The organism is Nostoc sp. CmiVER01 (genome assembly GCF_034531135.2).
Taxonomy (GTDB): domain Bacteria; phylum Cyanobacteriota; class Cyanobacteriia; order Cyanobacteriales; family Nostocaceae; genus Nostoc.
This window is the reverse complement of record NZ_JAVRBU020000007.1, coordinates 26,959-39,185: the sequence shown is the minus strand read 5'-3', so window position 1 is coordinate 39,185 and position 12,227 is coordinate 26,959. Positions and strand designations below refer to the sequence as shown.

The 12,227-nt window shown below is 41.8% G+C and carries 12 protein-coding genes; 7 read left to right on the top strand and 5 right to left on the bottom strand.

Annotation, left to right across the window (positions count from 1 at the left end):
• Positions 1–87: 87 nt before the first annotated feature.
• Entirely contained in the window at positions 88–3,369 is a 3,282-nt protein-coding gene (locus tag RMZ43_RS12750) for an alpha-mannosidase (protein ID WP_322654919.1), read from the top strand.
• Positions 3,370–3,445: 76 nt separating this feature from the next.
• Here RMZ43_RS12750 and psbN read toward each other — a convergent pair whose 3' ends face one another.
• On the bottom strand, positions 3,446–3,577 hold the full coding sequence (gene psbN, locus RMZ43_RS12745; protein ID WP_109011889.1) for a photosystem II reaction center protein PsbN: 132 nt from the start codon (positions 3,575–3,577) through the stop codon (positions 3,446–3,448).
• A gap of 85 nt (positions 3,578–3,662) precedes the next feature.
• On the opposite strand from psbN, the gene psbH reads away from it, so the two are divergent.
• From psbH to pth, 4 genes are all read left to right on the top strand, one after another.
• Complete coding sequence (gene psbH, locus RMZ43_RS12740; RefSeq protein ID WP_322650287.1) at positions 3,663–3,866, top strand: photosystem II reaction center phosphoprotein PsbH; 204 nt, start codon at positions 3,663–3,665, stop codon at positions 3,864–3,866.
• 160 nt (positions 3,867–4,026) lie between these two features.
• Complete coding sequence (locus RMZ43_RS12735) at positions 4,027–4,851, top strand: Rpn family recombination-promoting nuclease/putative transposase (RefSeq protein WP_322654920.1); 825 nt, start codon at positions 4,027–4,029, stop codon at positions 4,849–4,851.
• Positions 4,852–5,123: 272 nt separating this feature from the next.
• Complete coding sequence (locus RMZ43_RS12730) at positions 5,124–5,396, top strand: TatA/E family twin arginine-targeting protein translocase (protein WP_322650286.1); 273 nt, start codon at positions 5,124–5,126, stop codon at positions 5,394–5,396.
• Positions 5,397–5,544: 148 nt separating this feature from the next.
• The gene (pth, locus tag RMZ43_RS12725) at positions 5,545–6,186 is read left to right on the top strand and encodes an aminoacyl-tRNA hydrolase (RefSeq protein ID WP_322650285.1); all 642 of its coding nucleotides are present in this window, start codon (positions 5,545–5,547) and stop codon (positions 6,184–6,186) included.
• A 271-nt stretch (positions 6,187–6,457) separates the two neighbouring features.
• Here pth and rpsU read toward each other — a convergent pair whose 3' ends face one another.
• Positions 6,458–6,637 carry a 30S ribosomal protein S21 gene (rpsU, locus tag RMZ43_RS12720; RefSeq protein WP_322654949.1) on the bottom strand — a complete coding sequence of 60 codons (180 nt, stop codon included), beginning with the start codon at positions 6,635–6,637 and terminating at the stop codon, positions 6,458–6,460.
• Between the two features lie 1,031 nt (positions 6,638–7,668).
• On the opposite strand from rpsU, the gene RMZ43_RS12715 reads away from it, so the two are divergent.
• Positions 7,669–8,511 (top strand): SPFH domain-containing protein, encoded by an 843-nt coding sequence (locus RMZ43_RS12715; protein ID WP_322650284.1) that lies wholly within the window; start codon positions 7,669–7,671, stop codon positions 8,509–8,511.
• Here the strand turns inward: RMZ43_RS12715 and folP are convergent.
• Both folP and tpiA read right to left on the bottom strand, forming a co-directional pair.
• A complete protein-coding gene (folP, locus tag RMZ43_RS12710) occupies positions 8,508–9,368 on the bottom strand; it encodes a dihydropteroate synthase (protein ID WP_322654921.1) in 861 nt (286 codons plus the stop codon). The genes RMZ43_RS12715 and folP overlap by 4 nt on opposite strands.
• A 52-nt stretch (positions 9,369–9,420) precedes the next feature.
• The gene (tpiA, locus tag RMZ43_RS12705) at positions 9,421–10,152 is read right to left on the bottom strand and encodes a triose-phosphate isomerase (protein WP_322654922.1); all 732 of its coding nucleotides are present in this window, start codon (positions 10,150–10,152) and stop codon (positions 9,421–9,423) included.
• 219 nt (positions 10,153–10,371) lie between these two features.
• On the opposite strand from tpiA, the gene RMZ43_RS12700 reads away from it, so the two are divergent.
• Positions 10,372–11,853 carry a GTP-binding protein gene (locus tag RMZ43_RS12700; protein WP_322654923.1) on the top strand — a complete coding sequence of 494 codons (1,482 nt, stop codon included), beginning with the start codon at positions 10,372–10,374 and terminating at the stop codon, positions 11,851–11,853.
• Positions 11,854–11,868: 15 nt separating this feature from the next.
• Here RMZ43_RS12700 and RMZ43_RS12695 read toward each other — a convergent pair whose 3' ends face one another.
• Complete coding sequence (locus RMZ43_RS12695) at positions 11,869–12,180, bottom strand: hypothetical protein (RefSeq protein WP_322654924.1); 312 nt, start codon at positions 12,178–12,180, stop codon at positions 11,869–11,871.
• Positions 12,181–12,227: the final 47 nt, after the last annotated feature.

Below are 12,227 nucleotides of genomic sequence, written 5' to 3'. Positions count from 1 at the left end.
GTAGTAATTTTTTAGTTCAAGTCTTGTATAAGTTGTGAGACTCGCGCCAAACAATAAAAACGACCAACACCTCATCTTAGCGAATATATGACCCCGACTGTCTCTCAATCCCAGACCAAAATCATCTCACAAGCAATTGAGCAACTGCGCTCTTTTTGTCAAGTTAATCTTCAGTCTACTTGGCTATACCAGGAATCTGACCTGATTATTACTGATGTTGTAGCTGCTGATTTGTCTCATTGGCAACCTGTCCAGTTGAATGCTAAAGAACATATTGCTTGGACAGGCAAGAAAAAAGTGTTATGGCTAGTGCAAAGATTGGTGGTTCCCCAAGATTTACAGGGCTATCCCTTAGCTGGGTTATCTTTGCGGCTGGCGCTGGTTTGGTGGGCGGATTCTGCTGAGATTTATGTAAATGGGGAGTTAGTGCTGGAGGGTGATTTATTTGATTGTTCGCCTAGAGTGCTTCTCAGTCGAGGGGTAACGCCTGGGGAAGAGTTTATTGTGGCTTTGCGGTTAGTGAGTCCGGGGCATTGTGATGGTGCTTTAGTGCGATCGCTCCTAGTTTATGAGTCTACTGTTGATAATAATCCCGATCCGGGGTTTGTGGCTGATGAGTTGGCTGTGGTGCAACTTTATTTGGAAAAGTTTGCGCCGGAGAGGTTGGATGTTTTGGCGGCGATGGTGGGGGAGGTTACGAACCGCCAAGACGCCAAGGACACGGAGGAAGAAAAGGGAGAGTTCGTAAAGTCGTTTTTGTCTCTACGTCAAAATTTAATTCAATCTGACATCGGCGTTTGGGGGGATCAAAAATCCAAAATTTTCTTGTTGGGTCATGCTCATTTAGATTTAGCATGGCTATGGCCTGTGAGTGAAACTTGGAATGCGGCGCAAAACACTTTTGAATCAGTTTTGAAGTTACAAGCAGATTTTCCTGAGTTAATTTTTTGTCATTCGACTCCTGCACTTTATGCCTGGATTGAAGAACATCGCCCGGATTTATTCAGGGCAATTCAAGCACAGGTAGTTGCTGGACGTTGGGAAGTTGTCGGCGGAATATGGGTGGAACCGGAACTCAACATAATTGCAGGTGAATCAATAGTCCGTCAGCTATTGTATGGTCAGCGTTACATTCAAGAAAAATTTGGTAAGCTTTCAACTGTGGTATGGGTTCCAGATTCTTTTGGTTTTTGTGCCACTTTACCGCAGTTTTTCGCTAATGCCGGAATTGAGTATTTTGTTACTCAGAAGTTGCGGTGGAATGATACTACTAAATTTGATTATGGGGCTTTTTGGTGGCGATCGCCTGACGGTAGCGAAGTCTTTAGTTTGATGTCTGCACCCATCGGTGAAGCTATAGACCCAGTTAAAATGGCATCCTACGCTCTTGAATGGCAATCCCAGACTGGTTTAGCACAATCCCTCTGGCTTCCCGGTGTCGGCGACCACGGCGGCGGCCCCACCCGTGATATGTTAGAAACCGCCCAACGTTGGCAAAAGTCCCCTTTCTTCCCAGACTTAGAATTTACAACGGCTGAAAAATATTTACAACAAATCAAATCAGGAGTCAGAATTCAGGAGTCAGAATTCAGGAGTTATTCTCCCTCTGCTTCCTCTGCTTCCCCTGCCTCCCCTGCCTCTCCTCCTTTCCCCACCTGGAATGACGAACTATACCTCGAATTCCATCGCGGTTGCTACACTACACACGCAGACCAAAAACGCTGGAATCGTCGTTGTGAAAATTTATTGTATGAAGCTGAACTATTTGCTACTTTGGCAACCGTAAGCTGTGGTGTGACATATCCTAAAGCAGAAATCGAAGCAGCTTGGAAACTGGTGTTATTTCAACAGTTTCACGATATTTTACCTGGTTCTTCAATTACCCAAGTTTACACGGATGCGTTGCCCGAATGGCAGAAAGTGGAACAAATGGGAACGAAGATATTACAGGAATCACTTTTAGCGATCGCATCTTACATTACCCTATCAGAACCGCCAAAACCCGATAGTTTGTCTATTTTCGTTTTCAATTCTCTCAATTGGCAACGCTCTGAAGTAGTGTCTGTACCCTTACCCACGCCACCAACCACTACCCAGGAATGGCAGATTTACGATGCTTCTGGAAACCAGCTTGTCTCCCAATTATCTGAACCATCAATCCTACAATTTCTCGCTATCGAAATTCCACCCATAGGCTACCGTATATTTTGGCTTTCCCCCTCATCTCCCTTATCTCCCTTATCTCCCTCATCTCCCCCACTCCTCCCAGACTGGATTTTAGAAAATGAATTCTTACGAGTCGTTATAGACCCTGATACTGGAGATTTATCAAGTGTTTTTGACAAAACTTATCAACGAGAAGTTTTGAGTGGGGCAGGGAATCAACTACAAGCTTTTAAAGACAGTGGTCAATATTGGGATGCTTGGAATATAGACCCCAATTACGCTCAACATCCCTTACCCTCAACAAATCTTCTATCTATTCAGTGGTTAGAACAAGGGCCAGTGCAAAGTCGTGTGCGCGTGGTGCGTCAGTTGGGTGAATCGGAATTTTGCCAAGACTATATTCTGCAAGCTAATTCACCTCTGCTGAAAATAGCTACTACTGTCAACTGGCAAGAAAATCATGTATTAGTAAAAGCTGCTTTTCCTTTGAATATTGAAGCAGGCTTTGCTACTTATGAAATTCCCTGTGGCGCTATTCGCCGTCCAACTAAACCGCAAACCCCGGCAGAACAAGCAAAATGGGAAGTCCCCGCCTTACGTTGGGCTGATTTAACAACAGAAGACACAATCCAAAATTGTTGTGGTGTTAGTTTGCTGAATGATTGTAAATACGGTTACGACAGCAAACCAAATCAACTCCGCTTAACACTCCTACGCAGTCCTAATTGGCCAGACTCAGAGGCTGATAGAGGTTTTCACGAGTTCACATATACTTTGTATCCCCATGTTGGTAGCTGGGAATCAGCCCATACAGTACGCCGTGGCTATGAATTGAATATACCCTTACAAGTGATATTGAATCCCGTTAATCAAAACTTAGATAAAAATTCTCCCCTCTCAGCTAGCAAAGAGGGGTTGGGGGTGAGTTTCCTAGATTTATCAGCTGAAAATTTAATCTTGATGGCCTTCAAGCCATCTGAGGATGACCCACAGCAGTTAATTCTGCGGTGTTATGAATGTCACGGAGAAACAGCCGAGTTATCTTTGCAAAGCGATTTAGGGTTAAATCTAGGAGATACAGTAGACTTGTTAGAGCGTTCCTCTACTACTGAATTCTCATCTGAGCAACAAATATTGACGATACAGCCTTGGAAAATCGCCGGTTTCAAAGTAATACCAGCGATTAATCCCAAGCTGGAGTAAGCAACTAGTACTATGTCAGTGGTCAATTGTGGTTTTCCACAAACCATTGACAAATGACAAATGACAAATGACTCTTTTAGTCTTCGTGGTCATCAAACGGATCGTTCAATTGCTTGCTAGGAGGGCCAAAGGAGGTATAAATCGAAATTCCCGTGATGGCAATTACCACGGCAGCCACAGAAATGCTAAGAACTATTGCGGGTTCCATAATTGAGGAATAGATGATGAGTGCTATTCTTATAGAATATTACAGAAGATTAAAAAAAGCTTTGGCAAGTAATATTAGGTGAACTATGGCACAAAGGACTAGGTTGGGAGATATCCTGAAACCACTGAACTCTGAGTATGGGAAAGTGGCTCCAGGTTGGGGTACTACCCCTGTGATGGCTGTTTTTATAGGGCTATTTTTTGTGTTTCTGCTAATTATTCTGCAACTTTACAATAGAACACTGTTGGTTGAGGATGTAGTAGTCGATTGGCGGAGTTTAGGACGCTAAAGCATACACAGCTATCAAGTTTGGATAACAAGTTATGTTACACCCGGTTCTTCCGGGTTTTTTTATGAATTGCGATTTGCTACTGGGCAAGGTCTTGCGCCCCTAGTAGAAATAATTTGAGATAATTTATTTTTTGCAAGTCTCTTTATGTTGGTCATTCATGTCCTTTGACAACCTTTGCAAACTTTTGTCCGAAAAGCATCCTGCCACGTTTGCCAGTTGGGTATTAGGTACACCGCAAACTGGTGTCACAGTCCTCAAAACTGAATTGAGTATTGAACCAATTCGTGCTGATTACGTCACATTCCTACAACTTCAAGAACGCATTCTCCACCTAGAATTTCAAACTAAGCTCGAATCTACACCACCCCTACCCCTACGGATGCTTGATTATTGGGTAAGGTTGTATCGGTTGTATCGTCTACCAATCACTCAAGTTGTCGTATTATTGCTTCCTCCTACACCAGGGACAGTGATTGAAACTGTCTTCAATGTCGAAACTACCCGTCACGAATATCGCGTAATTTGCTTATGGGAAGAAAATCCCGAACTATTTCTCAACAACCAGGCTTTGTTACCCTTAGCACCACTAACAGCAACTACCCAACCCCAAGCCTTGTTGCAACAAGTGGTGGAACGAGTAAATCAACTTGAGCAAAGAGAACGACTAGAAATTTCCGCCTACACTCAAATCTTAGCCGGGTTAAAATACGAAAAAGACTTGATTAGAAACTTGTTTCGGGAGGGTATGATGCGCGAATCAGTGATTTATCAAGAGATTCTCGCTGAAGGAGAACAGCGAGGAGAACAACGCGAACGATCGCTCATTGTTCGTCAACTAACTCGGCGCGTGGGAGAATTACCTCAAGAGATGCGTGAGCGAATTGAAACCCTCGACCTAGAGCAATTAGAAAATCTAGGTGAAGCTTTGCTAGATTTTCAGGCGATCGCAGATTTAGAAACTTGGTTTAATACATCAGAGTAGAAGGGCTAATAATAACTTCTCACTTAACAGTTAAAAGTTTATCACTTTCAATGCTGGGTAAGATAAAGCCAGCACTATAACCAGTAACACGCCCTAGTTTGCGAGGCATGACCTATATATTCAAAACTGTAATTGTTCTAAGTCTTTGATTGTCAGAGACATAAGGCATCACTCCCTCGTGGGGCAATCGCTTTCTATGATAGGCGATTATTGAGTAGACTACATAAATATGTGAGTCTATGTAGTGGTTTTATAGTTTACAGGAGACAAAAATGAATATATTTGGTATTGGTCTGCCGGAAATGGCTGTAATTATGATAGTAGCGCTGTTAATCTTTGGCCCAAAGAAGCTGCCAGAGATTGGTCGGAGTGTAGGTAAAACTATTCGTAGTTTCCAAGAAGCTTCCAAAGATTTTCAAAACGAGTTTCAAAAAGAAGCAGAACAGTTAGAAGAAGCTGTCAAGACTACTGCTGAATTGGAACCTAAGCAAATCTACCCTGCTAAATCTGAGCAGGATACCACTAATTCTTCCCAACCTAGCTAGTACCGCAAGGCGGAAGTTAAAAGTCAAAAGTCAAAAGTCAAAAGTTAAAAGGCTTTAATTCTGGACTTTTTGGCTGTAATGAAATGATAGGTTTATTTTTGCCGCTCTGTACTATGAGAGTGCTGCATATCAATTGACTGTAGGCAAAATGACAGAAGCTGTTAAGCAACCAGCTTTAGTGATTCCCCAGCTAATTGTCGGGTTGGGGAATCCAGAAAGCAAGTACGACCAAACACGCCATAATATCGGCTTTGCTGCTGTAGAAACTCTTTCGCGTTCTTGGCGCATTTCCTTAGCAGAAAACCGCAAGTTTCAGGGTGAGTATGGCGAGGGTGTGGCCCCAGGTGGAGGTAAGATTCGCTTGCTCAAGCCGTTAACTTATATGAATCGCTCAGGACAAGCAATACAAGCGGTAACTAGTTGGTATAAATTGCCGCCTGAATCAGTGCTGGTGATTTATGACGATATGGATTTGCCTTTGGGAAAAACTCGTTTGCGGTTATCTGGTTCGGCTGGGGGACATAACGGTATGAAAAGTGCGATCGCACATCTTAGTACCCAAAACTTTCCCCGTTTGCGAATCGGTATTGGTAAACCCAAAGGTGCAGCTAACAACGATGATTCTGATGCTGTTTCTCATGTGCTGGGGCGATTTTCGGCAGCAGAAAATCAGCAGATGTCTCTTGTACTTCAGTTCGTGGTTGAGTGTATTGAACTAAGCCTCAAGCAGGGAGTAGAAAAGGCGATGAATATTTGTAATAGCCGCACCATTAATAATTCTGAGTCTTAGGGTTGGATGAATACTGCCTTGTAAGTTTGGCAAAGACGCTTATTTTAGTTGATGGGCAGCGATTTTAGCTTGTTCTATCTAACTGAAATAAACCCCTTAACGCCTTCTGTACATAGAACTAAGTGACTTATCTACACCCTAATTTGAGGTGCGGCATAGTTTGCTTAAATTTTGTAAGAATAATGGCGATGTCTACGACGGGCTAGGACTACATGCTGTTGCCTGTTTTAGGTCATAACCTCAAGCAACGCCAGTATCACATCAAATAGATTTATTTAAAACGTCTTGTGCGTCTAGCTGCCACTGCCTTACGTTTGCGCTTCTCTATCGGTGTTTCAAAGTGCCGATGATATTTCACATCAGCTAATATCCCAGCTTTGGAAACCTGACATTTAAACCGACGCAAAGCTGAGTCTATTCCTTCGTTCTCTCCTAGAACCACCTGGGTCATTCTTGCCTGTTCCTCATCATCAATAGTTTCCATTCTAATATTACCCCCAACCTTAGTAAAACCCCCCTAACCTAAAATCATCATTAAAAGGCTATTCATCCCCTTGAAGAGGGTTATGTGTACTTCTACGTCGTGAAATTGGTACTTAACTAAATGCTAATCTAAGTGTCATAATGCACTTTCAGATTCAATAAAGATGATGGGAAAATTATAATATTAAATTTTTATTACTGTAATATTAACTAGCTAATATTAAATTAATGTCTAACAATAAATTTAGTAAAATATGATGATTCATACAGATTTTTAAAGTTAATCCACCCTCATTAAATAATTTATATGATACTTTTAATGTGACGAAAATAATAAATAAACTTTAAATGCTAGTTGATTCTGAAAATTACTCTACTATTGAATAAAACTAGTATTATGCTAATCCTAATAAAACCCATCCAAAATTACTAGCTTCTCTACGAAAAAACACTAATATAAACACACCTATCATAATTGCTAATATCTAAATAATAGCTGGTAGTCTGCTGAAAAAAGGTATCTATTAATTGCTAAAAATTATGATTTTTTGATTAAAAACTATAAGCCTATAAACAGTAAAATTAAACATATAAGTCTGATTAACAATCTGCCTATAATCTTTTTATATTTTTAATGGCTAAAGCTAATTTTAATCAGATTATGCTAAAGTTTTAAAAACTTTTATAAATTTTACTATAATTACTTAGCCTAAGTAAATATACTGAATTGTGATCCAAGCTGTCTGAAGATGTCAGTACAGGTAATGTTGATTAGATAAAGTAGTCCTTGCCAGCATTTTATCAAGGTGCTTTAATAGCGATGTCTGACGACAAGAAGCAGAGCTTCTACGCATTCCGCAAAACAGCCTACTTACAGAATATGAACACCAGCAGCCATGTTCATAAAATTACAGATTCAAAACATTAAACTCAAAGATATGACAAGCTATTAGCATATCTTTGACACTAAATTCTCCCAAAAGCTGAATCGGAGTATATATGGAGCCAATCATTTTTATAGTTTTAGTGCTTATAGGTTATGCCTTAGGTTCTGCAAAACTGATTAATCAAGGTAATGAAGCCCTAGTCGAACGCCTGGGGCAGTATCATCGGAAACTTAAACCTGGGCTGAACTTTATTGTTCCCTTGGTAGATCAGATTGTGATGGAAGATACTACACGAGAGCAGTTTTTAGACATCAAACCTCAGAATGTGATCACCCAAGATAATATTTATGTAGAAGTAGATGCTATTGTCTACTGGCGCATTAGAGATATTGAGAAAAGCTTTTATGCTATTGAGGATCTACAAGGGGCACTGACACAGGTGACTACAACCACGCTCCGCGAAATCATTGCCCAGAACACTCTGGAGCAGACTAATGTCTCCAGAGCGGAGATGCACTCAGCTATCATAGACCAGTTGAATGAGGTAACGGGAGATTGGGGAGTTGAGATTCTCCGATTAGACCTTCAGAGAATTACTCTACCTGAGAGTGTACGCAAGTCGAGAGAAGAGCAGCAAGCTGCTGAAATCAAAAAACGGGCGCTGATTACTGAAGCAGAGGGGGAAAAGGAAGCTGCAATTAAAAAAGCAGAAGGAACTATGGCTTCAGTGCAAATAATTTCTCAAGCTCTCCGTTCCAATCCAGATAGTAGGGACATTCTGCGGTATCTTGTAGCTCAAGATTACGTAGATGCTAGCCAAAAACTTGGTGAGAGCACTAATGCCAAAATTGTCTTTGTAGACCCAGCAAACTCAAGTGAAATGTTTCAGGAGTTAATAGCCCACCCAGAAAATCCAGAAGGTAACGGCAAAAAACACGAAAACGGTAATACTTAACAATTAGCTTGTGCGGCTTTTCTCAGTAGAGCATCGGCTACTAATGAGACATCACGCATTTCTTGAACATCGTGAACTCGGAGGATATCAGCGCCATTAAAAATAGCAGCACAACAAGCTGCTGCCGTTCCCCAAATTCGTGCTTTGGGATCTGGTTGATTTAAAATGCGACCAATAAAACTTTTACGGGATGCTCCTACTAAGATAGGACAGTTGAGTGGTGAGAGCGATCGCAATCGGCGAAAAATTTCTAAATTTTGCTCATGGTTCTTAGCAAAACCAATACCAGGATCAATAATAATTTTATCCCGGTCAATGCCCGCAGCAGTTGCTACCTCAATTTGCCGATCTAAAAAACTATAAATTTCTCCGAGCAAATCTTGATAATCAGTCTGTTGCTGCATTGTCTGTGGTGTTCCCCGGATATGCATTAAAATAATCGGCACACCTAACTCTGCAACTGTTGGTAACATTTCTGAGTCAAAAGTGCCGCCAGAAATATCATTAATAATATCCGCTCCAGCTTCTACAGATGCTTTGGCTACAGCAGCACGGGTAGTATCTACAGAAATCGGGATTGAAATTTCTGGTCTTAGCACCCGTAACACCGATAACACGCGGTCAAGTTCCTGTGCCAGAGTTATTTGCTTTGCCCCTGGTCGAGTTGATTGGCCGCCCACATCGATAATGTCAGCACCAGCAGCCACCAGTGCTTGCGCTTGTACTAAAGCGGCAGAGGTAGTGTTAAACTCACCCCCATCACTAAAGCTATCAGGCGTTACATTCAAAATTCCCATCAAATAGGTGCGCTGTCCCCACTCGAAACAGCGTCCTCGAATTATCAAGTTGCTTAACATAAATCTACATTAGGCATTCCCATGCAGAGCATGGGAACGAAAAGAAAGCACATTACAGCGACTGAAAATTTACAATTCGAGCGAAACTCTCAGCTTCCAAACTTGCTCCTCCGACTAAAACACCATCAATTTCTGGTTGAGCCATGATCTCATCAATATTGTTCGGCTTAACTGAACCACCATATTGAATTGATACATTTGGATTACTCAACTGGCTACGAATTAAGCCAATTATCCGATTCGCCTCTGTTACTTCACAAGTGTCACCAGTACCAATTGCCCAAATTGGTTCATAAGCAATCACCAAGTTATCCTGATCAATATCTACCAAGCCTTTGTCAAGTTGGAGAGAAATCAGTGATTCAGTTTCTCCTGCATCTCGTTGTTGTTTAGTTTCGCCAACACAGAGAATTGGCGTCAAACCAAACCTTTGAGCAGTTCGGAGGCGTAGATTAACGGTTGCGTCCGTTTCACAAAAGTATTGCCGTCGTTCGCTATGACCGACAATCACAAAGCGCACACCAAGTTCTGTCAGCATTGGGCCAGAAATCTCACCCGTGTAAGCTCCATATTCTTCCCAGTGGACATTTTGTGCCCCTAGTTGGATGAGGCTACCGTGCAAACTCTTAGACAAAACACTTAAATCAGTGAACGGGGGGCACAATATCACTTCTCGCCCTTGGGGGGCTTCTTCTAAGTGGGGCAGAAATCCTTGTAAAAACTCCTGGGTCTCTGCCTGAGTTTTATACATTTTCCAGTTGCCAGCAATAACAATTTTCCGCACAGTTAATTTAGTCCAGATCCTAACGAGTTATTTAGATTGCATTTTTCAGTTTATGACTTTTTGTTAGTCATTAGTCATTGGGCATACTTATTCCCCTTGGCTCCTTTGTCTGTCTCATCTCGCCAAACCGCTCCTAAAAATAACTAGGATAGTAAAGGGGGTGTATCTAAAATCTAAAAACTAAAATTTAAAATCTAAAATCTAAAATCTAAAATTAATATGACTTCAACACTACCCATGCCTGAACCTCATCAAAGCGATTCCGCTAACACTGACGTAAATTCTCTCAGTTGGGAGGAAGAACTGGATAGTGCCATTTTCAGTTTTGAAGACATTCAGACGGAACTGAACTATAAACAAGCACAAACGGCGCTGCGAAACTTGGTAGCTAATCTCGACCTCACCCCCCAAGAAAAAATCGGATTGGAGACGGAAATTACTGATTTGGAAACCATGTTAGGGAAATTAGACCGCATGGTGTTACAGATTGCCGCTTTTGGCATGGTGGGACGTGGTAAATCTTCTCTACTCAATGCTTTGGTTGGGCAAACAGTATTTGAAACTGGGCCGTTGCATGGTGTCACTCGTGCTGCACAAAGAGTTAATTGGAGTATTAGTGAGGAAGCGATTGGGGAAACTGAACATGCTTTGCGAGTTACTCTCCCTGGTGTAGGTCAATCCCAGGTGGAATTAATTGACACTCCTGGGTTAGACGAAGTAGATGGTGCAACTCGTGCTGCGTTAGCTGAACAGATTGCTAAACAAGCGGATTTGATTTTGTTTGTGATTTCTGGCGACATGACAAAGCTAGAATACGCTGCCCTTTCTCAGTTGCGGGAAGCAGGTAAACCGATCATTCTAGTATTTAACAAAGTAGACCAGTATCCAGAAGCAGACCGGATGGCAATTTATCACAAAATCCGGGATGAAAGGGTGCGGGAATTACTTACACCCTTGGAAATTGTCATGGCTGCGGCATCGCCATTGGTAAAGACGGCGATTCATCGCCCTGATGGTACTAGGGGCATACAGTTGCGTACAGGTAATGCCCAAATTGAGGAACTCAAGCTGAAAATCTTGGAGATTCTGCACCGTGAGGGTAAAGCTTTGGTTGCCCTCAATACCATGCTTTATGCCGATATCGTAAATGAGCAGTTGATAGAACGAAAACTGATGATTCGGGAAGTGAACGCTAATGAGTTGATTTGGAAGGCTGTAATGACTAAAGCATTAGCGATCGCACTTAATCCCGTAACTGTGATAGATATTCTGAGTAGTGTGGTAATTGATATTGCTCTGATTTTGGGTTTATCTAAACTCTATGGCTTCTCTATGACTGAAGCCGGGGCTGTACAATTGCTACAAAAAATCGCCCTGAGTATGGGCGGAATTGGTGCTAGTGAACTGTTGGCAAATTTGGGCTTGAGTGGATTAAAAACTTTACTTGGTATCTCTGCAACAGCTACCGCAGGTGCTGCCCTTGGCCCTTATATATCCGTGGCAATTACGCAAGCGGGAGTAGCTGGTGTTTCTTCTTACGGCATTGGACAAGTTACCAAAGTTTATTTAGCCAACGGTGCGACTTGGGGGCCTGATGGGCCAAAAGCAGTGATTAATCGGATTTTGGCAAACCTAGATGAAACTTCAATTCTCAACCGCATTAAAGATGAATTACTCCACAAGGTAAAACTCAGAAAGTGATACATAGACGTAAAATTAATAAGATTCTGAAAAATACGTTGCTAAAGATTGAGAGTTTTTTCCAGCCAAGATAGGCTCTCCCTTTACTCCTCCACGGCTGAGAGTACAAATCTTATAAAGGTTTTCGCACTCAAAGATTGCCATAACTAGCTCTTTCCCCGTTTCATAAGAGGATGGTAAGGGTTTACCTACCTCGCATTCCATATTAATTTCGTTATCACGCCACTGTAACTTCCAAATACGCTTTTCGGTTATTGGTGCTTTGACAGACCGAGCAAAAGCACTATACACCTGCTCTGCTTTAATATCATCCTTAGCTGCTGGCACAAAAAACTTCATAGATGGTTACAAGTAACGTAAATTTCACGCTTCTT